27 protein-coding genes are annotated in these 24,007 nt (G+C 71.2%); 13 read left to right on the top strand and 14 right to left on the bottom strand.

All coding sequences use genetic code 11. The features are described 5' to 3' along the window. The coding region (locus J7I97_RS29250) for a helix-turn-helix transcriptional regulator (RefSeq protein ID WP_308364341.1) at positions 1–746 on the bottom strand (746 nt) is incomplete at its 3' end. Positions 747–930: 184 nt separating this feature from the next. Here J7I97_RS29250 and J7I97_RS29245 point away from each other — a divergent pair. The 3 genes from J7I97_RS29245 to J7I97_RS29235 are packed head-to-tail and all read left to right on the top strand — an operon-like array spanning position 931 to position 2,136. Then, a complete protein-coding gene (locus J7I97_RS29245) occupies positions 931–1,314 on the top strand; it encodes an ATP-binding protein (RefSeq protein ID WP_214940724.1) in 384 nt (127 codons plus the stop codon). A 22-nt stretch (positions 1,315–1,336) separates the two neighbouring features. Next, positions 1,337–1,639 (top strand): hypothetical protein, encoded by a 303-nt coding sequence (locus tag J7I97_RS29240; RefSeq protein WP_214940672.1) that lies wholly within the window; start codon positions 1,337–1,339, stop codon positions 1,637–1,639. Continuing rightward, positions 1,636–2,136: a hypothetical protein gene (locus J7I97_RS29235; protein WP_214940670.1), complete on the top strand. Its 501-nt coding sequence runs from the start codon at positions 1,636–1,638 to the stop codon at positions 2,134–2,136. Before J7I97_RS29240 ends, J7I97_RS29235 begins: the two co-directional genes overlap by 4 nt. 411 nt (positions 2,137–2,547) lie before the next feature. Here J7I97_RS29235 and J7I97_RS29230 read toward each other — a convergent pair whose 3' ends face one another. The 3 genes from J7I97_RS29230 to J7I97_RS29220 are packed head-to-tail and all read right to left on the bottom strand — an operon-like array spanning position 2,548 to position 4,027. After that, positions 2,548–3,084 (bottom strand): SRPBCC family protein, encoded by a 537-nt coding sequence (locus J7I97_RS29230; protein ID WP_251059265.1) that lies wholly within the window; start codon positions 3,082–3,084, stop codon positions 2,548–2,550. A 5-nt stretch (positions 3,085–3,089) separates the two neighbouring features. Beyond that, positions 3,090–3,602 carry an RNA polymerase sigma factor gene (locus J7I97_RS29225; protein ID WP_214940668.1) on the bottom strand — a complete coding sequence of 171 codons (513 nt, stop codon included), beginning with the start codon at positions 3,600–3,602 and terminating at the stop codon, positions 3,090–3,092. Further along, entirely contained in the window at positions 3,599–4,027 is a 429-nt protein-coding gene (locus J7I97_RS29220) for a DUF3995 domain-containing protein (protein ID WP_214940666.1), read from the bottom strand. Before J7I97_RS29220 ends, J7I97_RS29225 begins: the two co-directional genes overlap by 4 nt. A 147-nt stretch (positions 4,028–4,174) precedes the next feature. Here J7I97_RS29220 and J7I97_RS29215 point away from each other — a divergent pair, with 147 nt between their 5' ends. Next, positions 4,175–4,405: an antitoxin gene (locus tag J7I97_RS29215; RefSeq protein ID WP_214940664.1), complete on the top strand. Its 231-nt coding sequence runs from the start codon at positions 4,175–4,177 to the stop codon at positions 4,403–4,405. Next, positions 4,402–4,809: a type II toxin-antitoxin system VapC family toxin gene (locus J7I97_RS29210; RefSeq protein WP_214940662.1), complete on the top strand. Its 408-nt coding sequence runs from the start codon at positions 4,402–4,404 to the stop codon at positions 4,807–4,809. Before J7I97_RS29215 ends, J7I97_RS29210 begins: the two co-directional genes overlap by 4 nt. 21 nt (positions 4,810–4,830) lie before the next feature. Here J7I97_RS29210 and J7I97_RS29205 read toward each other — a convergent pair whose 3' ends face one another. Both J7I97_RS29205 and argS read right to left on the bottom strand, forming a co-directional pair. Next, positions 4,831–5,334, bottom strand: coding sequence for a hypothetical protein (locus J7I97_RS29205; protein WP_214940660.1), 504 nt, complete (start codon positions 5,332–5,334; stop codon positions 4,831–4,833). 235 nt (positions 5,335–5,569) lie between these two features. Then, entirely contained in the window at positions 5,570–7,354 is a 1,785-nt protein-coding gene (argS, locus tag J7I97_RS29200) for an arginine--tRNA ligase (RefSeq protein ID WP_214940656.1), read from the bottom strand. A gap of 180 nt (positions 7,355–7,534) precedes the next feature. On the opposite strand from argS, the gene lysS reads away from it, so the two are divergent. Further along, on the top strand, positions 7,535–9,262 hold the full coding sequence (gene lysS / locus J7I97_RS29195; protein ID WP_214940653.1) for a lysine--tRNA ligase: 1,728 nt from the start codon (positions 7,535–7,537) through the stop codon (positions 9,260–9,262). Positions 9,263–9,350: 88 nt separating this feature from the next. On the opposite strand, the gene J7I97_RS29190 is transcribed toward lysS, so the two are convergent. The 3 genes from J7I97_RS29190 to J7I97_RS29180 all read right to left on the bottom strand — a co-directional run bounded on the left by J7I97_RS29190 (position 9,351) and on the right by J7I97_RS29180 (position 12,731). Next, positions 9,351–10,829 (bottom strand): DUF2637 domain-containing protein, encoded by a 1,479-nt coding sequence (locus tag J7I97_RS29190; RefSeq protein WP_214940650.1) that lies wholly within the window; start codon positions 10,827–10,829, stop codon positions 9,351–9,353. 47 nt (positions 10,830–10,876) lie between these two features. Beyond that, positions 10,877–11,647: a DUF3558 family protein gene (locus J7I97_RS29185; protein WP_214940647.1), complete on the bottom strand. Its 771-nt coding sequence runs from the start codon at positions 11,645–11,647 to the stop codon at positions 10,877–10,879. 184 nt (positions 11,648–11,831) lie between these two features. Beyond that, the gene (locus J7I97_RS29180; RefSeq protein ID WP_308378372.1) at positions 11,832–12,731 is read right to left on the bottom strand and encodes a DUF3558 domain-containing protein; all 900 of its coding nucleotides are present in this window, start codon (positions 12,729–12,731) and stop codon (positions 11,832–11,834) included. A 192-nt stretch (positions 12,732–12,923) separates the two neighbouring features. Between J7I97_RS29180 and J7I97_RS29175 the strand changes: the two genes are divergently transcribed. Further along, positions 12,924–14,117 carry an RtcB family protein gene (locus tag J7I97_RS29175; protein ID WP_214940645.1) on the top strand — a complete coding sequence of 398 codons (1,194 nt, stop codon included), beginning with the start codon at positions 12,924–12,926 and terminating at the stop codon, positions 14,115–14,117. 36 nt (positions 14,118–14,153) lie between these two features. On the opposite strand, the gene J7I97_RS29170 is transcribed toward J7I97_RS29175, so the two are convergent. From J7I97_RS29170 to J7I97_RS29160, 3 genes are all read right to left on the bottom strand, one after another. After that, complete coding sequence (locus J7I97_RS29170) at positions 14,154–14,552, bottom strand: VOC family protein (protein ID WP_251050131.1); 399 nt, start codon at positions 14,550–14,552, stop codon at positions 14,154–14,156. A gap of 96 nt (positions 14,553–14,648) precedes the next feature. After that, positions 14,649–15,419, bottom strand: a complete 771-nt coding sequence (locus J7I97_RS29165; protein ID WP_214940641.1) for an SDR family NAD(P)-dependent oxidoreductase — start codon at positions 15,417–15,419, stop codon at positions 14,649–14,651. Between the two features lie 60 nt (positions 15,420–15,479). Then, positions 15,480–15,815, bottom strand: coding sequence for a YnfA family protein (locus J7I97_RS29160; RefSeq protein ID WP_214940639.1), 336 nt, complete (start codon positions 15,813–15,815; stop codon positions 15,480–15,482). Positions 15,816–16,002: 187 nt separating this feature from the next. On the opposite strand from J7I97_RS29160, the gene J7I97_RS29155 reads away from it, so the two are divergent. Continuing rightward, complete coding sequence (locus tag J7I97_RS29155; RefSeq protein ID WP_214940637.1) at positions 16,003–16,491, top strand: hypothetical protein; 489 nt, start codon at positions 16,003–16,005, stop codon at positions 16,489–16,491. 177 nt (positions 16,492–16,668) lie between these two features. Here the strand turns inward: J7I97_RS29155 and J7I97_RS29150 are convergent, their stop codons facing one another. Beyond that, complete coding sequence (locus J7I97_RS29150; RefSeq protein WP_214940635.1) at positions 16,669–17,406, bottom strand: Mut7-C RNAse domain-containing protein; 738 nt, start codon at positions 17,404–17,406, stop codon at positions 16,669–16,671. A 210-nt stretch (positions 17,407–17,616) separates the two neighbouring features. Here J7I97_RS29150 and J7I97_RS29145 point away from each other — a divergent pair, with 210 nt between their 5' ends. Both J7I97_RS29145 and J7I97_RS29140 read left to right on the top strand, forming a co-directional pair. Beyond that, the gene (locus J7I97_RS29145) at positions 17,617–18,513 is read left to right on the top strand and encodes an NADP-dependent oxidoreductase (protein WP_214940715.1); all 897 of its coding nucleotides are present in this window, start codon (positions 17,617–17,619) and stop codon (positions 18,511–18,513) included. Positions 18,514–18,790: 277 nt separating this feature from the next. Further along, positions 18,791–19,825: a serine hydrolase gene (locus tag J7I97_RS29140; RefSeq protein WP_214940633.1), complete on the top strand. Its 1,035-nt coding sequence runs from the start codon at positions 18,791–18,793 to the stop codon at positions 19,823–19,825. A 2-nt stretch (positions 19,826–19,827) separates the two neighbouring features. Here J7I97_RS29140 and J7I97_RS29135 read toward each other — a convergent pair whose 3' ends face one another. After that, positions 19,828–20,265, bottom strand: a complete 438-nt coding sequence (locus tag J7I97_RS29135; protein ID WP_008738524.1) for a hypothetical protein — start codon at positions 20,263–20,265, stop codon at positions 19,828–19,830. Between the two features lie 298 nt (positions 20,266–20,563). Here J7I97_RS29135 and hemL point away from each other — a divergent pair, with 298 nt between their 5' ends. From hemL to J7I97_RS29120, 3 genes are all read left to right on the top strand, one after another. Beyond that, the gene (gene hemL / locus J7I97_RS29130) at positions 20,564–21,886 is read left to right on the top strand and encodes a glutamate-1-semialdehyde 2,1-aminomutase (RefSeq protein ID WP_214940630.1); all 1,323 of its coding nucleotides are present in this window, start codon (positions 20,564–20,566) and stop codon (positions 21,884–21,886) included. Between the two features lie 26 nt (positions 21,887–21,912). Then, positions 21,913–22,614: a histidine phosphatase family protein gene (locus tag J7I97_RS29125; RefSeq protein ID WP_214940695.1), complete on the top strand. Its 702-nt coding sequence runs from the start codon at positions 21,913–21,915 to the stop codon at positions 22,612–22,614. 131 nt (positions 22,615–22,745) lie between these two features. Beyond that, positions 22,746–23,990, top strand: coding sequence for a hypothetical protein (locus J7I97_RS29120; protein WP_214940693.1), 1,245 nt, complete (start codon positions 22,746–22,748; stop codon positions 23,988–23,990). Positions 23,991–24,007 lie beyond the last annotated feature (17 nt).

The following is a 24,007-nucleotide window of genomic DNA, read 5'->3' as shown; positions in this document are numbered from 1 at the left end:
AGGGCCGGGTCAAGTTTGACGGCCTGTGACCGCAGCATCGCATATTTCTGAGCGAGGATGCTGACCTCGTTGGGGTCCCGTACGAGGATGCTGCCGCGCTGGGTTTCCGAGTACGCGAGGTGCTGGTGCTCGGGGGTTTCCAGCAGGGTGAACGGGCCGTTGAGACCCGCGTGGGCGGTGATGCCCAGCGGCAGCACCTGGAGGGCGATGCCCGGGCGGTCGGCGCAGGCGCGCAGGTGGCGCACCTGCTCCCGGTAGACCTCGCTGCCGCCGATCCGGTCGCGGAGGGCGGCCTCCCAGATGACGAAGCTGAGGGTTGGCGGGGCAGGGCGGCGCAGTATTTCCTGGCGCTTGATGCGGCGGGCGGTCTGGAGCTCGATCCAGTCCTCTCCGTGGTAGGGGACGCGGCAGCCGAGGACGGCACGGGCGTACTCCTCGGTCTGGAGCAGGCCCGGGACGGTCAGCGTGTCGTACCAGGACAGGGCGAGCGCCTCGAACTCCCGCTCCATGTACTCCTCGGCCCAGGCCGGGATCATGTCGACCTCCGGCATCCGGTTCGCGGCGACCGAGAGCAGACCGGGGAGGCCGAGGATCCGGTCCATCCGCTCCGCGACGTCCGGCATCAGGACGCGTCTGCCCTGCTCGATGGAGGCCAGGGTCTCGATGTCCATGACGACTTTTTCGGCCAGCGCGCGCTGGGTCAGTCCTTGGGCGACGCGGCAGACGGCGACCTGCTCGCCCACCATTTTCATCGCGGTTGAATTCGGCCGAGGCCTCTTCCTGGGTGGCATGAACGTGAACTCCCCACCTGGGCTCAAGAGATACCCGTACCAACCCGTACTCAGTGATGAGTACGGGTTGGTCGTCTCTTTCACGGTAGTCACGCATCGCGACGATTGCCCTGTGAACGTGAATATTCAACCCGCCCTGATGCGGGAGCGGTTCTATCCGCGCAGCCGCCAAACCGTGGCCTCTGCCAGGGAGTTCACGGCGGTGACACTTGACGCGTGGGGTGTCACATCGCGCCGGGATGAGATGTTGCTCTGCGTGAGCGAGCTCGCCACCAACGCGCTGCTGCACGGCGTGCCGCCCGGCCGCTGCTACCAGCTGCGGCTGTTCCGTTTCGAGGGGACGGTACGGGTGGAGGTGCACGACAGCGGTGGCGGGCGGCCGCGGGTCGCCGACCGGGACGAGACCGGCGAGCGGGGGCGGGGGCGGGGGCTGTTGCTCGTCGAGGCGCTCGCGGACCGGTGGGGGGTGGGGCCGCGGTCGCCCGGGAAGATCGTCTGGTGTGAGTTCGCCTGCGCCTCGTAACACGGCGTGCTACGGTCATTTCATGGCCACCAGAGAGCGGTTCAGCATCAGCATGGACGCCGACGTGCGCGCGAGGGTGAAGCAGCACGCCGACGCGATGGGCCTTGACGTATCGGCCTATGTAACCGCAGCCGTGCTGCGGCAGATCGACGAGGACACCGCCGTTGCGCGTCGGTTCGCGGGAATCGACGCGGACATCGCGGCGACCGAGGCGCTGCCCGCACCCTCCGGAGCGGAACCGGAGTTCGACGATGCCGAGCTGGCGGCCGCGCGCGCCGGTATGGCTCGGGCGCTGGCTCAGGACATGCAGGAGTCCGCCGCGTGAGCAGCCCCGTCTTCGTGTACGACGCGGGCATGCTGATCGCGCTCGACCGCGGGGAGAAGAGCGCCGGACTGCTGCACCATGTGCTCGTCGAGGATGGGCATTCCCCGGTCGTGCCGCTCCCTGTCCTGGCGCAGGCCTGGCGTCCGGGGCAGTGGACGCCGCTGACTCGGGTCGTGCGGCAGTGCGTGGTCTTCGGTGTACGGGTTTCGGCGCCGCTGTCGTGCGGAGTGTGCCAGGCGGGGCACGTGGAGGACGATGCGAAGCGCGCCGGCCGGATCCTCGCCCTCGCGGCCATCCCGGCTGAGAAGCGGCCGGATGCGGTCGACGCGCTGGCGGTCGTCATCGCAGCCAGGCACCACCAGTCGGTCATCGTCACGTCAGACCCTCGGGACGTGACCGCATACCGGGATGTTCTGCCAGGCGCTTCCGAAGCGGTGAGGGTCCTGGACGTGCCGGATATCGCCGGGTTCATCGCGGGCAAGCGGGTGTTGCGCTGACGGGTCGTCGCAGGGGCGGCCGGCGCTGTGCCGGTCGTAGCCGGCCGTAGGGCAGAGGCTGGACAGCAGGTGCTGGGCGTCGCCGACGACACTGGGGAAGTCAGATACGGGACCTGGTGCCACCGGGCGGGGATGCCCACCGGCTGCTGGTGACCTCGCGGAACCGGCTGGTCGCGGGGGTGCTGCGGCGGACCTGGCCTGAGGATCCGCGGCCGGACCGGGAGCCTGCGGAGGCGGCGACGGTCACCGCCGCCGCGGCCACGGCGACCGCCGCGAGCAGCGCGACGACCTTCCAGGAGCGCCACCAGCCACCGCCGGCCGGCGGACCCTGCGGCTGTTGCGGGCTTATCCACCCTGCTCAGCGCACAGGCCGACGGAAGCCGGAGCACGGCCGTGGGGCGTCAGGCAGGTTCACCCGTCCGCTCCGGGACCGCCGCGGGCGTCCACGCGGGCGCCGAGGCGGGCCATCGCCCGCGCCAGTTCGGAGGCCGTGCCGAAGGGGACGATCGCCGCCCGGCCGGGGACGCGGACGCCGCCGGTCAGGGCCACGCGGGTGCCGCCGCCCGGCTCCGGGGCCGCGGCCATGCCGATGATCAGGAACCGGCTCTGCAGCCAGCACCAGCCCGGCCGCAGCACCCCCCGCAAGTGCGCCCGCAGCCCGTATTTGCTGCGGGCCAGCGCCTCCACACGGTCACCGCTCACGCGCAGGATCCGCACGCTGCGCATGTCCGGCTGGAACCGCCCGAACTCGCCCTCCAGGTCGGCCATGACCGCCCAGACCTCGGCGAGGGGGGCCGGGATGACGTGTTCGGCGATGCGGGCGCCGCGCACCCCGGCGGCCATGACGTGCAGCCGGCTCACCGCGTCGAGGGCGTAGCCCGTGCCGGGTGCGCCGCTCATGCCAGTGCCGCTCGTGCCCACGCCGCTCCTGCCAGTCGTGTCAGCCATGTCCGTCATGAGAACCACGCCTTCCGGAAGCTCGAACGGGCCCGGTGCAGCCGGGATTTGGCGGTGCCGGCCGGGACGCCGAGGAGGGCCGCCGCGCACTCCTCGTCCAGGCCTTCCACATCCCGCAGCACCAGTACGGCCCGGTGGTCCGGCGAAAGCCGGGCCAGGACGTCGTCGATGTCGGCGGACAGCTGCGGATCCCCGCGTTCTGGTACGTCGGCCAGCTCGGCCGGCCGGGCCCGCGCCGCCCGCCGGGCGATCCGGACCGCCTCGCGGACGGCGATGGCCCGCACCCAGCCGTACAGCGTCTCGGGGTCGCGCAGGGACCGCAGGGCCTTGAAGACCGCGACCAGCGCCTCCTGCGTGGCGTCCGGGCCGTCGTCGAGGGCGATCGGCGTGCAGATGCGGGCGATGTACGGGGTGAGGTGGTCGAGCAGGTCGTGCATCGCCAGCGTGTTCCCGGCGCGGGCCGCCCGGGCGAGGGCGACACCGCGGTCGCGGTGCCCGGACGCGCTCACCGGGCCCGTGCCAGGCGGGCCGCGGCCCAGCCGAAGCCGAGGCAGGCCGGCGTGTACAGGGCGAGGTTCAGCCAGTAGAAGGGCCCGGCCGGGCTGTCGAGAACCCCCGCCGCCCACCCCAGCCCCGCGAGGCCCCGTACCCCCAGTCCGGCCGCCACCGCGACGGTCACCAGGCGGGTGGCCCGCCCGCCCCGGCCGTGGGTGTGCGCGAGGACGGCCGCGGTCCCGGTCAGCGTGAGCGCCGCCAGCGGCAGCACCACGCGCGGCGCGAAGGACACCTCCGTGCCGAGCACGGCGAGCGACAGCGCCCGCTCATCGGCGGCGGGCCAGGTCTGCCCGGTCGCCCAGTACAGATGCGCCAGCCCGTCCACAGCCAGCAGTCCCGCGAGTGCGATGCCCGAACGGCGTGCCGTTGTACCGGTCATGAGTGCTCCCCCTCGGTGTCCCGTTTCGGTGTCGAACGCCAACACCCGAAAGAGGAGGTGCACACGGAGAACGTTCCCTGTGTGCCGCGTCACACGGGGCGGGGACCGCTGCCAGCAGAATGCTGGCAATGCGACTACAGTTGTTGCATGGCAACCTTGTATGTGCGTGATCTGTCCGAGGAGGCTCTCGCCGAGCTGAAAATACGGGCGGCCCGTAATCGGCAGTCGCTTCAGGCCTACGCGCGGGCGCTGCTTGAGCAGGAAGCGGCGACGCCGTCCATCGATGATGTGGTCGCCCGCATTCGCGCCCGCGTGTCGGCTCGGCTCGCCACGGACGAAGTCCTTGCGGACATCGAGGCCGGCAGGCGGCGCGAATGATCGTGATCGACGCCGGCGCACTCGTCCTGCTGGTCGCCGATGCCGGGCCCGTTGGGGAGGCGTTGCGCGACCGGGTGGCGGGGGAACGGCTCGCCGCCCCTTACCTGGTCGATGTGGAAGTGGCCTCCGCGCTGCTCGGAAGACATCGGGGCGGCAAACTGTCCGATGCCCAGCTCGACGCTGCCTGGGACGACTTCGGTCTGCTTCCCATTCGGCGCATGGAGCACATGCCGGTGCTTCCGAGAGTTCGTGAGCTGTATGCGAATCTCTTCGCGTACGACGCCACGTACGTGGCGCTGGCCGAAGGACTTCAGGTGCCTCTGGTCACCAGCGACGGCCGAATCGCCCGGTCAGGCCGCCCCCGGTGCAAGGTCGAGGTCTTCAACGAGGCACAGGGCATCTGAGCCGCCGGGCCACCGTGTACGTCAGAGGGACTGCCGGGCGTGCGTCAGGCCGCGTATGAGCCACAGGATCACGTACAGGCAGGCCAGCCAGCCCAGCGAATGCACCGCCCACACCCCGCCCAGCGTCGGGCCGCCCCACGCCTGGTGGTAGTCCGTGTCGCCGTACCAGATGGGGTAGCCGAGATTGCGGACGGTGTTGAAGGCCGAGTAGGCGACCACGATGAACGCCGCCAGCTCCAGCGGTATGCCGAGCAGCAGTCGCTTGGCGGCCGCGAGGGCGCCGGGGCGGGTCTGCGCAGGCGTGGCGCCCGGCAGCAACGCGCCTTCGAGGCGCCGGCGTATACGGGACGCGGTACGCCCCTGGCCGAGCAGAGTGGCCACCAGGCAGACGGCCGAGACGGGCAGCGCGAGGAAGGCGTAGCCGACGCGACGCCACGTGTCGGCGCGCAGTGGCGCGGCCCAGCGCGCCGCCCCGACGGGCGCGTTCAGGGTGGTGTCAGTGGCTTGTGCGGACCGGATGCTCATCGCTGTCTCCCCCGAGTGGTGGTTTTTCCTCACCGCCAGGGTCTCTTTCCGCACCGTCGTACGTCTTCACGCGCAGGTATCAACCTCGGCGTGCTACTTAGGTATTACTCAGCGAACGGCCCCGCCCCCGGCAGTGAATGCCGGGGGCGGGGCCGTGCTCGCGTGCGGTGCCGGGTGCCGGGGCCCGGGGCCCGGGGCCGGGGCCCGGGTGTCAGGTCCCCGGTCCCGGGTGCCGTCAGAGGCGCTCGGGAGTGCGGATGCCCAGGAGGGACATGCCCTTGGTGAGGGTGCGGGCGGTCAGGTCGCACAGGAAGAGGCGGTTCTCCATCTGCTCCGCCGTGTCGGCCTTCAGGACCGGGCACTGGTCGAAGAAGGTCGAGTAGAGCGTGGCCAGCTGGAAGAGGTACGCCGCCACCTTGTGCGGGGCGTGCTCGGCCGCCGCGTCCGCGATGACCTCGCCGAACTGGTCGATGTGCAGGCCCAGCGCGCGCTCCGCCGGGGCCAGCTCCAGCTCCGCGTGCGCGACCGGCCTGGCCTCGCCCGCCTTGCGCAGGATCGACCGGTTACGGGCGTACGCGTACTGGAGGTACACGGACGTGTCACCGGTAAGGGAGACCATCTGGTCCAGGTCGAACTTGTAGTCGCGGCCGGCCGAGGTCGACAGGTCCGCGTACTTGACCGCGCCGATACCGACGTACTGGCCGTTGGAGACGATCTCGTCCTCGCTGAGGCCGATCTTCTCGCTCTTCTCCCGGACGACGGCCGTCGCGCGCTCCACCGCCTCGTTGAGGAGGTCGACCAGGCGGACGGTCTCGCCCTCACGGGTCTTGAACGGCTTGCCGTCCTTGCCGAGCACCGTGCCGAAGGCCAGCTGGACGGCCTCGACGTCGCCGTTCAGCCAGCCGGCGCGGCGGGCCGTCTCGAAGACCATCTTGAAGTGGAGGGACTGGCGGGCGTCCACCACGTAGATGAGCGTGTTCGCGTTCAGGTTGCCGACGCGGTCGCGGATCGCCGACAGGTCGGTCGCGGCGTAGCCGAAGCCGCCGTCCGACTTCTGGACGATCAGCGGGGTCGGGTTGCCGTCGGGACCCTTGTACTCGTCGAAGAACACGCACAGAGCGCCGTTGGAGCGGACGGCGACGCCCGAGTCCTCCAGCAGCTTGCAGGTCTCGACCAGCATGTCGTTGTAGCCGGACTCGCCGACCACGTCCGGGTCCTGGATGTCCATGTCCAGCTTGTTGAAGACGGAGTAGAAGTAGATCTTCGACTCGTCCACGAACCGCTGCCACAGGGCCAGGGTCTCCTTCTCGCCGGCCTGGAGGTCGACGACCCGGGCGCGGGCACGCGTCTTGAACTCCTCGTTGGAGTCGAAGAGCGCGCGCGAGGCCTTGTACAGCCGGTTCAGGTTGGACATGGCCTCCTCGCCGGAGACCTCCACCGACTCGTCCGCGGCCTTGTGGTCCAGCTCGTGCGGGTGCTCGATCAGGTACTGGATGAGCATGCCGAACTGGGTGCCCCAGTCGCCGATGTGGTGGCGGCGGACCACCTTCTCGCCCGTGAACTCCAGGATCTGGACCATCGCCGCACCGATCACGGCGGACCGCAGGTGGCCGACGTGCATCTCCTTGGCCACGTTCGGCTGCGCGTAGTCGACCACCGTGATGCCCGGCTTCTCGGCGTACGGGACGCCCAGGCGGTCGTCGCCGGCGCGCGCGGCCAGGGTCTCGATGATCGCCCGGTCGGAGACGGTGATGTTGAGGAAGCCGGGGCCCGAGACCTCGATGTCCTTGATCAGGTCGTCCCCGTCACCGGCGGGGATGGCCTCGACCACGGTCGTCGCCAGCTCGCGCGGGTTGGCCTTGGCCTTCTTCGCGAGCGCCAGGATGCCGTTGGCCTGGAAGTCGGCCCGGTCGCTTCGTCGCAGCAGCGGGTCGGCGGCACCGGCCTCCGGCAGGGCGGAGGCGAGGGCGTCCGCGACGCGCTGATTGACGGAGGAAGCGAGGGAAGGGACCGAGGCCATGAGCTGCCGTTCCTGTGAGGTTGCGGGTGCGGTTGCACTTGGTTGTTCACTTGGTTGTTCCGACAAGTGGTGAGTATCCCATGCGGGTGCCATCCGTTTCGCGGGAGAAAACAACCCCGGAGCGGCTTGTTACGTCTGGGAGAATGGCTGAAGCCAGCATTCGAGATAGAAGGACGTGTCGTGGCTCAGAGCAGCACCGAGACCGACTGGGTCTCCCGTTTCGCGGACGAGGTCATCGCCGAGGCGGAGCGCCGAGCACCCGGCAAACCTGTCGTCGTCGCGTCCGGACTCTCCCCCTCCGGCCCGATTCACCTGGGCAACCTCCGCGAGGTCATGACCCCGCACCTGGTCGCGGACGAGATCCGCCGCCGGGGCATTGAGGTCCGCCACCTCATCTCCTGGGACGACTACGACCGGTACCGGAAGGTGCCCGCCGGTGTCCCCGGCATCGACGAGTCGTGGGCGCAGCACATCGGCAAGCCGCTGACCTCCGTGCCCGCCCCGGCCGGTTCCGCGTACCCGAACTGGGCCGAGCACTTCAAGGCCGCGTTCGTCGAGGCACTGGCCGAGATGGGCGTCGAGTACGACCCGATCAGCCAGACCGAGCAGTACACGAGCGGCGCCTACCGCGAGCAGGTGCTGTTCGCGATGAAGCACCGCGGCGACATCGACGCCGTACTGGACCAGTACCGCACGAAGCAGAAGCCGGGCGGTAAGAAGCCGCAGCAGAAGCCGGTCGACGAGGCCGAGCTGGAGGCCGCCGAGGGCTCCGGCGCGGCCGCCGAGGACGACGGCAGCAGCGCCGAGGGCGGGTACTTCCCGTACAAGCCGTACTGCGGCGAGTGCGGCAAGGACTTCACCAAGGTCACCTCGTACAACGACGAGACGACCGAGCTGACCTACGTCTGCACCGAGGACGAGTACACCGAGACGGTCAAGCTCAACGAGTTCAACCGCGGCAAGCTGGTCTGGAAGGTCGACTGGCCGATGCGCTGGGCCTTCGAGGGCGTGATCTTCGAGCCGTCGGGTGTGGACCACTCCTCACCCGGGTCGTCCTTCCAGGTCGGCGGGCAGATCGTGCACATCTTCGGCGGCGAGCAGCCGATCGGCCCGATGTACGCGTTCGTCGGCATCAGCGGCATGGCCAAGATGTCGTCGAGCAGGGGCGGGGTCCCGACCCCGGCCGACGCGCTGAAGATCATGGAGCCGCAGCTGCTGCGCTGGCTGTACGCGCGCCGCCGCCCGAACCAGTCCTTCAAGATCGCCTTCGACCAGGAGATCCAGCGTCTCTACGACGAGTGGGACAAGCTGGAGTCCAAGGTCGCGGACGGTTCCGTGCTGCCGGCCGACGCCGCCGCGCACACGCGCGCCGTGCGGACCGCCGCCGGCGAGCTGCCGCGCACCCCGCGGCCGATGCCGTACCGGACGCTCGCCTCGGTGGCCGACATCACCGCCGGGCACGACGAGCAGACGCTGCGGATCCTGACCGACCTGGACCCGTCGCAGCCGCTGACCTCGCTCGACGAGGTACGGCCGCGCCTGGACCGCGCCGAGAACTGGATCACCACGCAGGTGCCCGCCGACCAGCGCACGCTGGTGCGCGAGGAGCCGGACGTGGAGCTGCTGTCGTCGCTGGACGACGAGGGGCGCGAGTCCCTGCGGCGTCTGGTGGACGGGCTCGACTCGCACTGGTCGCTCGACGGGCTGACCACGCTCGTCTACGGCGTGCCGAAGGTGATGGCGGGGCTGGAGCCCGACGCCAAGCCGACGCCGGAGCTGAAGGTGGCGCAGCGGACCTTCTTCGCGCTGCTGTACCGGCTGCTGGTGACCCGGGAGACCGGGCCGCGGCTGCCCACGCTGCTGCTGGCGGTGGGGGCGGACCGGGTGCGCAAGCTGCTGGCCGCCTGATTCCGGGTATGTGAAAGGGCCCGCACCCCTCGGGGGGTGCGGGCCCTTCCGCGTGGCGCGTGGCGCATGGCGCCTTACGTCTTACGTCTTACGCGATGTGCTCGTTCTCCAGGTCGCGCTGGTAGCGCTGCTTCAGACCCGGCATGAGCTTGCGGATCATCGAGGAGCTGCGCGGGTGCACGATCCCGTGACGGTCCGAGAGGTGTATGTCCACCTGCTCCGGGGTCGGGAAGTCGGCGTGCTCGTCGAGGTACGAGCGGAACACCTCGTAGGCCGCCTCCGCGAACTTGACCTCGTCGAAGCCGGAGTCCGCGGCATCCTCCTCGTGTTCCCCGCGTTCCTCGCGGGCGGCCGGAACCGGGAGCTCCTGCTGCGGGACCTCCTGAAACCCCTCGTCCGGACCGGGGCCCGCCGGGGGCATCACCGGGGTGGGCTCCAGTCCCTCGACGTACTGGGGGTTGTAGCCGCCCTCGTACGCGGCCTGCGGGGCCAGGGGCGCGGCGAACCACGCGCTGTTGTGGGCCGCCGGCATGGCGGTCGGGTCCACGGCGAAGGGTGCCTGAGCCTGGGCGTACGCGAGGGCCTGGGCGGCGGCCGCCGCCTGGGCCTCGGCATGGGCCACGGCCTGGGCCGCCGCGCCGCCGGGCAGCGGCTGCGGGTGCTGCTGGGCGTACTGCTGGGGCTGCTGCTGCGCGTGCGACGCGTGCGACTGCTCGTGCGGCTGCTGCACGTGCTGCGGGTGGCCCTGGGCCGGCTCGGCGGCCGTCAGCGCCGGGGCCTGCACCTGCGCGTGCACCTGCGCCTGCATCTGCACCATTCCGGGGTCCGCGGCCGGAGCGGCGGCGGCCAGAGCGGCGGCGGCCGGGGGCAGCAGCGCCGGGTCGATGCCCGCCGCCGCCAGCCCCTCGGGCGCCGTCTGGGACAGCGGTACGCCGATCCGCGCCAGGCGCAGCGGCATCAGCGCGTCCACCGGGGCTTTGCGGCGCCAGTTACGGCCGTACCGGGCCTGAAGGCGGGCCTGGTAGATCAGCCGGTCCTGTTCCATGCCGACCGCCTGCTCGTAGGAGCGCAGCTCCCACAGCTTCATCCGGCGCCACAGCTTGAACGTGGGCACCGGGGAGAGCAGCCAGCGGGTGATGCGGACGCCCTCCATGTGCCGGTCCGCGGTGATGTCCGCTATCCGGCCCACCGCGTGCCGGGCCGCCTCGACGGTGACCACGAACAGGATCGGGATCACGGCGTGCATGCCGACACCGAGCGGATCCGGCCACGCCGCGGCACCGTTGAACGCGATCGTCGCCGCGGTCAGCAGCCACGCCGTCTGGCGCAGCAGCGGGAACGGTATCCGTATCCACGTCAGCAGCAGGTCCAGCGCCAGCAGGACGCAGATGCCCGCGTCGATGCCGATCGGGAACACCAGCGAGAAGCTGCCGAAGCCTTTCTGCAGCGCCAGCGCGCGCACGGCGGCATACGATCCCGCGAAACCGATCCCCGCGATGACCACGGCTCCGGCGACCACGACACCGATGAGTATCCGGTGCGTACGAGTCAGCTGCATCGCGGCCACCCGCGATCCCCTCCCCTTATTGAGCTACGGCAGGCACAGCGTACGGCCTACTGCGCGGAGGGCGACTGCTCAGGCTTCGGCGACTCCTGCTTGTTCGCCGCGTCGACCGAGGCAACGGTCTCCTTGGCCGCCGCAATGGCGTTCTCCAGCAGCTTCGCCTGGTCCGGGGCTTCGGCGCCCTCGTAGGAGGCGGCGTTGTAGTCGACCGTGACGACCACGTTCTGGGTGCGCACCACGAGCGTGGTGTTGAAGAACTCGACGTCCTTCTTCACGCCGTAGATGACCGCCGTGCCCTCGTCGCCGATCCCGCCCGCCGGGTCCGCCTTCAGGTCGTGCGCGCCCTCGGCCGTCTTCGCCGCCTCGACCTGCTTGTTGTACTGGTCGGTGGCGCGCTTGTTGCCGCTGCCGAGCGAGGCGTGCGAGTCGTAGCGGATCAGCGAGATCGAGAGCCAGCGGTACTTCGAGCCCTTCAGGCCGTCCTCGTCCAGACCGTTCCAGGAGCAGCTGGCGCGGCTGGCCAGGTCGTTCGACTTGGTCGCCGTACCGCTCTTGTCCTTCGCCTCCGGGACGAGCGTCTCGATGCTCTCCTCCTGGAGCGTCTTGCACGGGTCCGGCAGCGTGGCGTACGCGGCCTTCTCCAGGGCGGCCGACGGCTTCGCCTTCGGCTTGGTGGAGGAGGACGAGGACGAACCGGACTTCTTGCCGTTGTCCGAGCCCGAGTCCTTGCCCGAGTCGGACGAGCATCCGGCGACGGTGAGGATCACCGGGACGGCTGCGCAGGCGAGAACGCGGGTGAGGCGCGAGGCTGATCGGTGCATGGTTCCTTCAGACGTTGAGGGTCTTCTTGGGGGCGCGTTTTGGTGCGCGTTTTGGTGCGCGTTTCGGGGGCACGTTTCGGGCCCGTTGGGGGCGCGGGACCCGAACAACGGTAGCCCGACCCGGCGCCCGGCTGCTGTGCGCGCCGTCACGCAGGCCCCGCACGCCCCCTCGGCCGGGGCTCGGTCAGTCGCTGAAACGCTCGGCCAGGGCCTGCGCCAACTGCCGTGCCTTGTCCTGGGTTTCGGTGCTCGGCGGGACGGCGCCGGGCGCGGAGGGCTGCACGCCGTACTCGACGGTGACGATGACATTGGAGGTGCGGAACACAATCCGCACGTTGCGCGCCTGTGCCGCCGTGGCGCCGGCCGCGCTCAGCTTGTCGTCGAGGAACGCCTCGTTGCCGAGGTCCTCCAGGACGCGGGAGCCGAGCTCGGGCGGGGCGCTGGGGGAGCCGGAGGGGCTAGGGCTGCCGCCGGTGCTCGCGGACGGGGCGGGGCTCGTACCTGCTGCGGGAGTGGCCGTGGAGCCGGCCGCGCGTGTGCCGGTGGGGCTGGCCGTGGGGCTGGCCGTGGGGCTGGGGATCGCGGTGGGCCCGGGGAACGGAAGCTTTGCGTCCGTCAGCTGCCGTACGTAGACCTGCCGCGCCTTGTCGTCGTCGCTCGCGGCGGTGCGGTCGTACGAGACCACGCGCTCGAATCCGACGTAGAGCAGCCGGGTTTCCCCGGGCGTCTGCGTGGTCCAGCGGCAGCCGACGTGCCGGTCGCCGTCGTAGGAGGTGTCCGCGGTGCCGACGTAGAGCCTCTCGCGCTGCTCACTGGTGAGGGAGTCGGGCGGCGGCAGCATGGCCCTGAGGCGCTTGCCGTCGGCGGCCTTGCAAGGGGAGGGCAGACTGCGGTACTTCCCGGCGGGCGCGGTCACGGGGGTGTCGCCGGGCTTCGAGTCGCTGGTGGTCCCGCCGCCGCTGCCGCTGGTGCACCCGGCGAGCCCGGCCGTGCCGGCCGCGAGCGCGATGAGCGTCGCGATTCCGGGCAGGACTCGGCTTCGGACCCGGACTCGGACTCGCCGTACCGCCGCCTTGCGCTGCACGTCCACTGGCTCCCTTCGACCGGCCGGCCGCCCGACGGTCAGGAAAATGCGTTGCCGCGGCTGGGGCGCGGCTGGACACAATGTCTATCGCACACGCTGGTGCTGGCGCCGGTCCTCTGTCTGGTTTGGGACCAAGAGCGAGGCTTTTGCGTATTCAGACTTTCCTTTGGTTAACGGGGTATTGAGGCTGTTATGTCGTATGTAGAGATGCCCGGGGCGAAGGTCCCGATCCGGATGTGGACCGATCCGGCGTCGGTCGAGGACCGCGCGATGCAGCAGCTGCGCAATGTCGCGACCCTCCCGTGGATCAAGGGCCTGGCCGTCATGCCGGACGTCCATTACGGCAAGGGCGCCACGGTCGGCTCGGTCATCGCGATGAAGGACGCGGTCTGCCCGGCGGCGGTGGGCGTCGACATCGGCTGCGGCATGTCGGCGGTGAAGACCTCCCTGACGGCGAACGACCTGCCGGGGGACCTGTCCCGGCTGCGGTCGAAGATCGAGCAGGCGATCCCCGTGGGCGCCGGGATGCACCGGGACCCGGTGGACCCGGCGCGGCTGTACGGCTTTCCGGAGAACGGGTTCGGGGACTTCTGGGAGCGCTTCGACTACATCGCGGACGCGGTGAAGTTCCGTCGTGAACGGGCCATGCGGCAAATGGGAAGCCTTGGCGCAGGGAATCACTTTTGTGAAGTGTGCGTAGATTCTTCCGGTTCGGTGTGGCTCATGCTGCATTCCGGCTCCCGGAACATCGGCAACGAGCTGGCGGACTTCCACATCAACGTGGCTCGGGGCCTCTCGCACAACCAGGGCCTGGTCGACCGGGACCTCGCGGTGTTCCTCGCGAAGACCCCGGAGATGCAGGACTACCGGAACGACCTCTTCTGGGCGCAGGAGTACGCGAAGTACAACCGCGCCGTGATGATGAGCCTGTTCAAGGAGGTCATCCGCAAGGAGTTCCGAAAGGCGAAGGTCTCCTTCGACCAGGAGATCAGCTGCCACCACAACTACGTGGCGGAGGAGCGGTACGACGGCATGGACCTGCTGGTCACGCGGAAGGGTGCGATCCGGGCCGGCAGCGGTGACTACGGGATCATCCCGGGCTCGATGGGCACGGGCTCGTACATCGTGAAGGGCCTCGGGAACGAGAAGTCCTTCAACTCCGCCTCGCACGGCGCGGGTCGGAAGATGAGCCGGACGGCGGCGAAGAAGCGGTTCTCGGCGCGGGACCTCGCGGAGCAGACGCGCGGCGTGGAATGCCGTAAGGACTCGGGCGTCGTGGACGAGATCCCGGGCGCGTACAAGTCGATTGAGCAGGTCATCGACCAGCAGACCGACCTGGTGGAGGTCGTGGCCAAGCTCAAGCAGGTGATCTGCATCAAGGGCTGAGCCCTGAGCCCTGGGTGCGGTCGTCCCGTGGTGGGGTCAGCCCTGTTGGGCCGGGTAGAAGAGCTCCAGGGCGATGTTGTCCGGGTCCTTGAAGTTGAGGTGGACGCCGGAGGCGTCCTCGACGATGCCGGAGTGGGAGATGCCCTCCTCGTCGAGGCGGGATTCCCAGGCGTCCAGGTCGCTGCGGGCGCCGACGTGGAAGGCGCAGTGGTCCAGGCCGATGCGCTCCGCGTCGAACGAGTCCGCCGACTTCGTCGCCTCGTGCGTGCGGAAGCCGATGACGAGGGTCGGGGAGCCGCTGACCACGAAGGGGCCGAAGTCGTCCACGATGTCCTTCATCGTCTGTGTGCCGAAGAGCTTGTTGTAGAACTCCGCGCTGCGCTTTACGTCGCTCACGGTCAGCGTAATGTGCCCGATTACAGGCGTCTCGGGCATGGCCGCCACCTCCTTGATGGTGCGCTGCCCCCTGTTTTCAGGCTACGTCGGCAGGGTGGAGGGCGCCTGGCGGTCAAGTAGGGATTCCCGTGGGGACTACAGGTCGCGGTGGACCTTCGTGTTCGAGGCCTGGGCGCGGGGGCGGACCACCAGGAGGTCGATGTTGACGTGGCTGGGGCGCGTCACCGCCCAGGTGATGGTGTCGGCCACGTCGTCGGCGGACAGGGGGTCCGCGACGCCCGCGTAGACCTTGGCGGCCTTGTCGGCGTCGCCGCGGAAGCGGGTGGTGGCGAACTCCTCGGTCTTGACCATGCCCGGGGCGATCTCGATGACGCGGACGGGCTGGCCGACGATCTCCAGGCGGAGGGTCTCGGCGAGGACGCGGGCGCCGTTCTTCGCGGCGACGTAGCCGGCGCCGCCCTCGTAGGTGGAGTGGCCGGCGGTGGAGGAGAGGACGACCACCGTTCCGTCGCCGGAGGCGGTGAGCGCCGGGAGCAGGGCCTGGGTGACGTTGAGCGTGCCGATGACGTTGACCTCGTACATCGTGCGCCAGTCGGCGGGGTCGCCGGTGGCGACGGGCTCGGCTCCGATGGCGCCGCCCGCGTTGTTGACGAGCACGTCGACGGAGGGGAAGCGGTCGAGGGAGGCCGCGAAGGCATCGACGGCGGCGCGGTCGGTGACGTCGAGGGCGTAGGCGGTGGCCTCGCGGCCGGCGTCGGTGAGCTCGGCGGCGAGGGCCTCGATGCGGTCCTTGCGGCGGGCGGTGAGGACGACGTGGTAGCCGGCTGCGGCGAGCTGCCGGGCGGTGGCCGCGCCGATGCCGCTGCTCGCTCCGGTGACTACGGCGGTTCGGGTGGCCGTGCTCATGTGCGGGGCTCCTCGTGCGGGTGTTCGTAGGGGCGGATACTCGCCAGCATAGGCGGGGGGTCAGTGGCCCCGCGGGGCGTACATGATCACGGCCATGCCGGCCAGGCAGACGAGGGCGCCGGCGATGTCCCAGCGGTCGGGGCGGTAGCCGTCGGCGACCACGCCCCAGACGAGGGATCCGGCGACGAAGACCCCGCCGTAGGCCGCGAGGACGCGGGCGAAGTCGCCCTGGGGCTGGAGGGTCGCGACGAATCCGTAGAGGCCGAGGGCGATGACTCCGGCGCCGATCCAGGCCCAGCCCTTGTGGTCCCGTACGCCCTGCCAGACGAGCCAGGCGCCGCCGATCTCCAGGAGGGCGGCGAGGGCGAAGAGGGCGGCGGAGCGGGCGATCAGCATGGCCGGAAGCCTACGCAGGGGCCGCGCGCGGAGGCTGCTCGGCCGGTGGGCCGCCGCCGGGCGGGGACGGGCGCCGCCGGACGCCCCCGGGCGACCGTCGTGTGGGCGGCGGCCGCTTGGGCGAGGACCCGCCCTCGTTCGTGTGATGGTCCGACCGGAGGGCCGGCGGCCTGGCTAGCCTCGCCGCGTGGAGGTGGTGGCGGTGCGCCGTAGTGCCGTACGGGTACGGAGTGTGGTGGTGGCGGGGACGCTGGTGCTCGGCGTGGCCGGCGGCGCCCATGCGTGGGAGGGGCCGGAGGCGGACGTGGCGTACCACGGCCGGGTCTCGCTGGCCCGCGGGCAACTGCGCGTCCTGCTGCTCCCGGAGAACGACGGGCCGGCCGCGGTGCCCGCCGCGACGGTGCGGCTGCGCCTGTCGGCCGACCTCGCGGACCGGCAGGACCTCGCCGCGGGCTGTGCTCGGTCCGGGATGCGCGAGGTGGTGTGCGAGACGGGCGCGCTGCCGGAGCACGGGCGGGGCCGGCACATCGGGCTGCTGCTGGAGCTGCGGGAGCGGCCGGCGGAGGTGGCGCTGCGCATCGACACGTGGTGGAACGGCGGGGCGACCGACCGGAACCTCGGCAACAACGAGTTGGCGGTGCTGGCCCTGGACACGGGCGACTCGTACGCCTTCTGACGCCTTCTTACGCCTAGGTCCTGTCGTCAAAGTAGCGCCGGTAAGGCCTGCGGCGTCCGGCGCCGTGCATCGCAAGGCGGAGGGGCGCCCGTGTACTGGACGTACTCGGGTGCCCCGGCAACGCGGCGAGGTGCGGTGCCGGGCGTCGCAGGTCAGGCGGGACTTTGACGACAGGGCCTATGGGGTGGCGACCCCGCCGAATTCGGCGACGGCCTCGCTGACGATCCGCTCCAGGCGGGCGTGGTGGGCGCCGCGCCAGTAGACGCGCTCGCAGTCGGTGCACTGGGCGAACACGTCGTACGAGCGGTGCGTGCCGCGTTCGAGGCGTTCGCCCACGCTGTCCTTGTCGGCGCCCTGGAGCGGGCCGTTGCACGCGGTGCAGCGGGTCCAGGGCGCGAGGACGGGGGCGAACCGGCTGAGTACGTCGCGCAGTTGCTCGTCGGGGTTGTCGCTGTAGACGTACGCCCCGGCGAAGATCTCGCGGCGGCGCAGCAGCCCGCGGTCGCGGGAGAGCAGTACGCGCTGCTCGGCGGCGGAGCGGGTGGCGAGGGCCGGGTCGCCGATGTCCTCGTTCTCGTAGGCGGCGTCCACGCCGAGCAGGCGCAGGCGGCGGGCGAGGGTGCCGAGGTGGACGTCGAGGAGGAAGCGGAGCGGGGCGCCGGTGATGTGCTGCGGGCGGCTGATCCCGAACACCTCGACGGACTGGCCGGCTTGGGGCACGTACGAGACGGGCACCTCGCGGCCGTCGACGAGGAGGCGGCCGACCTCGGTGAGCGGGACCCCGGTCGATTCGACGACGTGTCCGATGCTGGAGGCGCCGTCGGTGGCGGTGGGCACGCGGTCGGTGCGTCGGCTGGGCGGGGCGAAGAGGCGCAGTTCAGGGGCGAGGGTGAGCTGAATGCCGGGTCCGTTCACGGCCCCAGCATGCCACTGGTCGGCGGGGCGGTGCGGCCGATTTACGCGGTCGGCGGCGGCCGTGGGGTGCGGGGGTACCCACCTCCGGGTCGGGTACGCACTCCGAAGTATGTACTTACGAAAGGAGAGTACCTCTCCGTAGGTTAGCGCTCATCAGGAACGAGCCAACGGGGAGAAACCATGAGCGAGCAGCAGCAGACGACGACGACGATGCAGGCGGCCGTAGTGAGCGTCTTCGGCGGCCCCGAGCAGCTGGAGATCGCCGAGGTCGCGGTGCCGCGGCCGGCGGCCGGGCAGGTCCGGATCCGGGTCCGGGCGGCCGGGGTCAATCCGGTGGACGGGGCGGTGCGCGTCGGAGTCTTCGGCGGTGAGGGGCAGCGGATCGGCCTCGGCTGGGACGTGGCCGGCGAGATCGACGAGGTCGGTGCCGGGGTCACCGGCTGGAGCGCCGGTCAGCGGGTCGTCGGGCTGCACTACGGGCCGGTCAAGCCGCTCGGCACACACGCGGAGTACGTGGTGCTCGACGCCTCGGCGGTGGCGGCCGCGCCGGCCACCGTGGACGACGTGGCCGCGGCGGCGCTCCCGCTGAGCGGGCTGACCGCCGCCCGCGCCGTGGACCTGCTGGGGCTGGCCCCGGGCGCCTCGGTCCTCGTGACCGGCGCGGCGGGCGTGGTCGGCGGCCTCGCGGTGCAGCTCGCGGCCCGGGCCGGACTGGTGGTGACGGCCCTGGCGGGTGCGGAGGACGAGGCGCTTGTACGTTCCCTGGGCGCGGCCGCCTTCGTCCCGCGCGGCGGGGCTCCCGCCGAGCCGGTGGACGGCGTCGTGGACGCGGCCGTGCTGGGCGGGGCCGCGCTGTCCTCCGTCCGCGACGGCGGTGTCTACGTAGGCCTGATCCCGCACGCCGCGCCGGCCGCCGAGCGGGGGATCCGGGTGGAGGAGCAGGAGGTCGCGGCCGACGGCGCGCACCTGGCCCGACTGGTGTCCCTCGTCGACGCGGGAGAGCTGACCCTGCGGGTGTCGGAGACCTTCGCCCTCGCCGACGCCGCCAAGGCCCACGCCCGCCTGGCCGAGCCGGGCGTCCGGGGCCGGCTGGTCCTGACGCTCTGACGCTCTGACGCTCTGACGGTCCGACGGTCAGACGGATGTCCTGACCCGGGTCGTCCCGGTCCGCGGCCGACAGGGGGGGCCGCGGACCGGGACGGCTCCCGAAGTACAGGAAGTACAGGAAGTACAGGAAGCATCTGCCCACGCGACACCCGTGGTTGGCGGCTTCCTGGCTCGTGGCCGGATCCACCCCCCCGGGCCCCTCCGGCGCGGCTACGGGCACTCGCTCGCCGGTCTCGCCAGGCTTGAGGGTGAGAGCACCGCCGACCCGGAGGCACAGATGACCCAGGCCGTACCGTTCACCACCGCCGAGACCCACGAACTGCGCGACGCGCTGGGCGAGATCGTCGCCGACGGCGCGAGCCCGGGAGGCATCGTCGTCTGCGGTACGGCCGCCGGGGGCCGCGAGGTCCTGACGGCCGGCGTCGTCTCCCCGTACACCAACCCGCAGGCCCCCGACGAGCACACGGTCTACGACATCGCGTCCCTCACCAAGGTCACCGCCACGTGGCCCCTGGCCGGCCGTGCGATCGACGCGGGGCTCCTCGGCCTTGACACCCCCGTACGGGAGTTCCTGCCGCCCCTGACCGGCGACGTCTCCATGCCTGGCGCCGAGGCCACCGTGCGGCAGCTGCTCTCTCACACCTCCGGCCTGCGGGCCGCCACCCGCCTCGACCTCTACGACCTGGCCGAGCGCCCGCTGCACGAGCTGATCTGCCACGAGCTCCTGGAGAGCCTCCCCGGCACCCACCGCTACATCAACCGGGGTTACATCCTGCTCGGCCTCGCCCTGGCCCACGTCCACCAGCAGCCGCTGGACCGGCTCGCCGCCGAGATGTGGTCCGAGCTGGGCATGAACCACACCTCGTACGGCCCGGTCGCGCAGTCGCCCCGGGTCGCGCCCACCGAGCAGCGTGAGGATCACGACCGGCTGTGGGGGGCGGTGCACGACGACAACGCGGCCATCATGGGCGGCGTCGCGGGCCACGCCGGGGTGTTCGCCCCGGCCGCAGACCTCGCCACCTACGCCGAGTACCTGCTGGCCGGTGAGGAGACCGTGCTCGGTGCCTGGCTGCGGGCCGGCCTGACCCCGCAGGCCGAGATCGAGCCCGGCCTGCACCGCGGCCTGGGCTGGATCCTTGCCGCCGGCGACACGGTGGCCTACCACCACGGCTTCACCGGAACGAGTCTCTACCTCGCCCCCGCGACCGGCCGGTACATCGCCATCACCACCAACGCCGTCCACAACGGCGCCTCACGCACCCTGATCGCTCCCCTGCGCGAGCGCGCCCTGAAGATCCTCGCCGCCGGCTGAGGTCAGGGCCAGACCAGGCAGTACGGCTGGTGGCCCGCCTCGTGGAGGCGGTGGCTGAAGTCCTGCCATTCGTGGAGGAGCTGGTAGACGTTGAAGGCGTCGCGCGGGCCGCCGCGGTCCGGGACCGTGGACCAGATGAAGGCCGCCGCGCCGACGGACTCCTCGCCGATGCCGCGCAGCGGGTCGACCACGGTCATCGGGAGCTTGACCACCGCGTAGTCGGGGTGGAGGACCACCAGCTCCAGCGGGGGCACCTTGTGCAGGGGTATGCCCTCGATGCCGGTGAGGACCATCGCGGCAACCGTCTCCGGCTTGATCTTGGTGAACATGCCGCCCATGCCGAGCTCGTCGCCGCCCAGCTCCTCCGGCCGCATCGTGACCGGGACGCGGGCCGCCGTCGCGCCGTCGGGGGCGCCGAAGTACTTGTACGTCACCCCCATGCCGCGGCCCTTGGGGAGGCCGTCGTCCGCCTGCGTGGGGCCCGGTACGGGGTCGGCCGCGTCAGCGGCCCGCCGCCGGTGCTTGCCCCGGCTGCGGCGGGCATCACGGGCGCGCTGCGGATCCAGGCCGTCCGTGCCCTCGCCCGGTCCACCACCGCGTTGCATATCTCCACCCGACTGGTATTGCCTGCCCTGGCTTCGCGGCCCCCGCCACGCAGCCTGATCATCATGGCAGTGACCTCCCCCGGGGCGGCGCGGTGAAACGCCCGTCCGCAAGTCCGTCGCGGCCTCTGAGACCATGGCTGGTGTGAGCTACCCGTATCCGTATGAAGCCCCAGTCTCGCAGAACCTGTTTACGCGCGCGTCCCTCGTGACGCCCGGCGGCGTGAACTCTCCCGTGCGCGCGTTCCGCGCCGTGGGGGGAACGCCCAGGTTCATGGTGTCTGGTACCGGTCCGTATCTGACCGATGCCGACGGCCGTGAGTACGTAGACCTGGTCTGCTCGTGGGGGCCGATGATCCTCGGCCACTCCCACCCCGCCGTGATCGAGGCCGTCCAGGCCGCCGTCGCCCGCGGCACGTCCTTCGGCACCCCCGGTGAGGGCGAGGTCGCGCTCGCCGAGGAGATCGTCGCGCGCATCGAGCCCGTGGAGCAGGTCCGCCTGGTGTCCTCCGGCACCGAGGCGACCATGTCCGCGATCCGGCTGGCGCGCGGTTTCACGGGCCGGGCCAAGGTCGTGAAGTTCGCCGGCTGCTACCACGGGCACGTGGACGCGCTGCTCGCCGCCGCCGGGTCCGGGCTGGCGACCTTCGCGCTGCCGGACACCCCCGGGGTGACCGGCGCCCAGGCCGGCGACACGATCGTGCTCCCCTACAACGACCTCGAAGCGGTCCGGGCGGCCTTCGCCGCGCACCCCGGCGAGATCGCCTGCGTGATCACCGAGGCCGCGCCCGGCAACATGGGCGTCGTGACCCCGGCCCCCGGCTTCAACCAGGGTCTCGCGGACGTGTGCCGCGAGAACGGCGCGCTGTACATCTCCGACGAGGTCATGACGGGCTTCCGTACCTCCCGCGCCGGCTGGTACGGCGTGGACGGGGTCAAGCCCGACCTGATGACCTTCGGCAAGGTCATGGGCGGCGGCTTCCCGGCCGCGGCGTTCGGCGGCCGCGCCGACGTCATGGGCCACCTGGCCCCGGCCGGCCCGGTCTACCAGGCGGGCACGCTGTCCGGTAACCCGGTGGCCACCGCCGCCGGTCTGGCGCAGCTGCGGCTGCTGGACGAGGCCGCGTACGACAAGGTGAACGCGGTGTCGAGCCAGATCCAGGGGCTGGTCACCGAGGCGCTGACCAAGGAGGGCGTGGCGCACCGGCTGCAGACCGCGTCCAACATGTTCTCGGTCTTCTTCACGGAGGACGAGGTCCGGAACTACGACGACGCGAAGAAGCAGGAGTCCTTCCGCTTCAACGGCTTCTTCCACTCGATGCTGTCGCAGGGCGTCTACCTGCCGCCGTCGGCGTTCGAGTCCTGGTTCGTGTCCACGGCCCACGACGAGCAGGCGATCGAGCGCATCGCGGCCGCCCTGCCCGCCGCCGCCCGCGCCGCCGCGGAGGCCACGGCATGAGGAGCAGCGAGAGCCCCGTGAGCCCCGTGAGCAGCCCGGTGACCGGCGGCGCGAGCCGCGAGATCACCGTCGTCCACCTGGTGCGGCACGGCGAGGTGCACAACCCGGACGGGGTCCTCTACGGGCGCCGCGACGGCTACCACCTCTCCGAGCTCGGCCGTCAGATGGCCGACCGGGTCGCTGAGCACCTCCAGGGCCGGGACGTCGCCTACGTGGTGGCCTCCCCGCTGGAGCGGGCGCAGGAGACGGCGGCGCCGATCGCGAAGGTGCACGGCCTGGAGCTGGCCACCGACGGCCGGCTGATCGAGGCGGGCAACGTCTTCGAGGGCAAGACCTTCGGTGTCGGCGACGGCGCGCTGCGCAAGCCGGCCAACTGGAAGCACCTGACGAACCCGTTCAAGCCGTCCTGGGGCGAGCCGTACGTCGAGCAGGTCGTCCGGATGATGAGCGCCATCGAGTCCGCGCGCGACGCGGCCCGCGGCCACGAGGCGGTGGCGGTCAGCCACCAGCTGCCGATCTGGATCGTGCGCAGCTTCGCGGAGAAGCGCCGGCTGTGGCACGACCCGCGGCGCCGCCAGTGCACGCTGGCCTCGCTGACGTCGTTCACGTACCAGGGCGACAGGCTGGTGTCGGTGGGCTACAGCGAGCCGGCCCGGGACCTGGTCCCGGCGCACCTCCTGGCCGGGGCGAAGCCGGTGAAGGGCAAGTCCAAGGCCTTCGGCGCCTGAAGGACCGCTTTTCGCCATGGTTTGACCTAATTTCATACAAGTCGCGCCGAAGCCCTCGTGTCGACGGGTCAGCCGCTCCCGAATGTCCGTTTATATGACATTTCATGAGCGATATGCGCGATGTGCGCGATGTGCGCGACTTCAGTCGAAGGGGAGTGCTCGGGCTCGGTCTGGGACTCGGGCTGGGTGCCGCAGCCGCGGTGGGCATCGGGGGCTGCGGCGCCCCTTCCAGCGGCTCCGGCTCCGGCTCCGCCCCCACGCCGCACGCGAAGCCCGGCGGTCCGCCCGCCGCCAGGGCCGGCTGGATCGGTGACGGCTCCACCGCCGACACCGGCCCGCAGCCCCATCAGCCGGCCAGGCCCGTGCCCCTCCAGCCGGGCGAGATCCCGCCGCAGTTCGTGGTCTTCAGCTGGGACGGCGCGGGGGAGGTCGGCAACGGCCTCTTCCCCCGCTTCCTCAAGCTCGCCAAGGACCACGGCGCGGCCATGACCTTCTTCCTCTCGGGCGTCTACCTCCTGCCCGAGTCCCGCAGAAGCCTCTACCGGCCGCCCAACAACCCCGTCGGCGCCTCCGACATCGGCTACCTCACCGACGGGCACGTCCGCGCCACCCTCGCCTGCGTCCGCCAGGCGTGGCTGGACGGCCACGAGATGGGGACCCACTTCAACGGGCACTTCTGCGACGGCCCCGGCTCAGTGGCCCACTGGACCCCCGCCGACTGGGAGGACGAGATCACCCAGGCCGTTTCGTTCGTCACCGGGTGGCGCACCAACACCGGCTTCAATGACCTCGAACCCCTGCCCTTCGACTACCGCAAGGAGCTGGTCGGCGCCCGCACCCCCTGCCTGCTCGGCCAGGGGAATCTGCTCCCGGCCGCCCGGAAGCTGGGCTGGCGCTACGACTCCAGCTCCTCCGGCGGACTCCAGCGGTGGCCGGTGAAGAAGTCGGGCCTGTGGGATCTGCCCCTCCAGTCGCTCCCGTTCCCCGGGCACTCCTTCGAGGTGCTGTCCATGGACTACAACATCCTCGCCAACCAGTCCGTGGCCACCACCCGGGGCGTCCCGGCCAACTACCCGGGCTGGCGCACCCAGGCCACCGACACCTACCTCGGCGGTTTCGGGCGGGCCTACGAGACGAACCGCGCGCCCCTCTTCATCGGCAACCACTTCGAGGAGTGGAACGGCGGCATCTACATGGATGCCGTTGAGGAAGCCCTGAAAGCCATGGCGGACAAAAAGGACGTACGACTCGTGTCCTTCCGGCAGTTCACCGACTGGCTGGACGTCCAGGACGCCAAGGTGCTGGCCAGGCTCCAGGGCCTGGGGCCAGGCCAGTCGCCGACCGGTGGCTGGCACACGTATCTCTCCGCTGCCTGACCAGCGCCTTAACACCC

It is taken from the genome of Streptomyces sp. ISL-87, assembly GCF_018614095.1.
Classification (GTDB): Bacteria; Actinomycetota; Actinomycetes; order Streptomycetales; family Streptomycetaceae; genus Streptomyces.
The sequence above is the reverse complement of the archived record's forward strand: the minus strand, read 5'-3'. Positions and strand labels throughout refer to the sequence as shown.

What these genes read in the sequence shown, in the direction of transcription:
- J7I97_RS29245 (WP_214940724.1), top strand. Translation starts at nt 931, where the DNA reads ATGCGGGAGCGGTTCTATCCGCGCAGCCGCCAAACCGTGGCCTCTGCC.
- J7I97_RS29240 (WP_214940672.1), top strand. Translation starts at nt 1,337, where the DNA reads ATGGCCACCAGAGAGCGGTTCAGCATCAGCATGGACGCCGACGTGCGC.
- J7I97_RS29230 (WP_251059265.1), bottom strand. Translation starts at nt 3,084, where the DNA reads ATGGCTGACACGACTGGCAGGAGCGGCGTGGGCACGAGCGGCACTGGC.
- J7I97_RS29220 (WP_214940666.1), bottom strand. Translation starts at nt 4,027, where the DNA reads ATGACCGGTACAACGGCACGCCGTTCGGGCATCGCACTCGCGGGACTG.
- J7I97_RS29215 (WP_214940664.1), top strand. Translation starts at nt 4,175, where the DNA reads ATGGCAACCTTGTATGTGCGTGATCTGTCCGAGGAGGCTCTCGCCGAG.
- J7I97_RS29210 (WP_214940662.1), top strand. Translation starts at nt 4,402, where the DNA reads ATGATCGTGATCGACGCCGGCGCACTCGTCCTGCTGGTCGCCGATGCC.
- J7I97_RS29205 (WP_214940660.1), bottom strand. Translation starts at nt 5,334, where the DNA reads ATGAGCATCCGGTCCGCACAAGCCACTGACACCACCCTGAACGCGCCC.
- argS (WP_214940656.1), bottom strand. Translation starts at nt 7,354, where the DNA reads ATGGCCTCGGTCCCTTCCCTCGCTTCCTCCGTCAATCAGCGCGTCGCG.
- J7I97_RS29185 (WP_214940647.1), bottom strand. Translation starts at nt 11,647, where the DNA reads ATGCACCGATCAGCCTCGCGCCTCACCCGCGTTCTCGCCTGCGCAGCC.
- J7I97_RS29175 (WP_214940645.1), top strand. Translation starts at nt 12,924, where the DNA reads ATGTCGTATGTAGAGATGCCCGGGGCGAAGGTCCCGATCCGGATGTGG.
- J7I97_RS29170 (WP_251050131.1), bottom strand. Translation starts at nt 14,552, where the DNA reads ATGCCCGAGACGCCTGTAATCGGGCACATTACGCTGACCGTGAGCGAC.
- J7I97_RS29165 (WP_214940641.1), bottom strand. Translation starts at nt 15,419, where the DNA reads ATGAGCACGGCCACCCGAACCGCCGTAGTCACCGGAGCGAGCAGCGGC.
- J7I97_RS29160 (WP_214940639.1), bottom strand. Translation starts at nt 15,815, where the DNA reads ATGCTGATCGCCCGCTCCGCCGCCCTCTTCGCCCTCGCCGCCCTCCTG.
- J7I97_RS29145 (WP_214940715.1), top strand. Translation starts at nt 17,617, where the DNA reads ATGCAGGCGGCCGTAGTGAGCGTCTTCGGCGGCCCCGAGCAGCTGGAG.
- J7I97_RS29140 (WP_214940633.1), top strand. Translation starts at nt 18,791, where the DNA reads ATGACCCAGGCCGTACCGTTCACCACCGCCGAGACCCACGAACTGCGC.
- J7I97_RS29135 (WP_008738524.1), bottom strand. Translation starts at nt 20,265, where the DNA reads ATGGGGGTGACGTACAAGTACTTCGGCGCCCCCGACGGCGCGACGGCG.
- hemL (WP_214940630.1), top strand. Translation starts at nt 20,564, where the DNA reads ATGGCTGGTGTGAGCTACCCGTATCCGTATGAAGCCCCAGTCTCGCAG.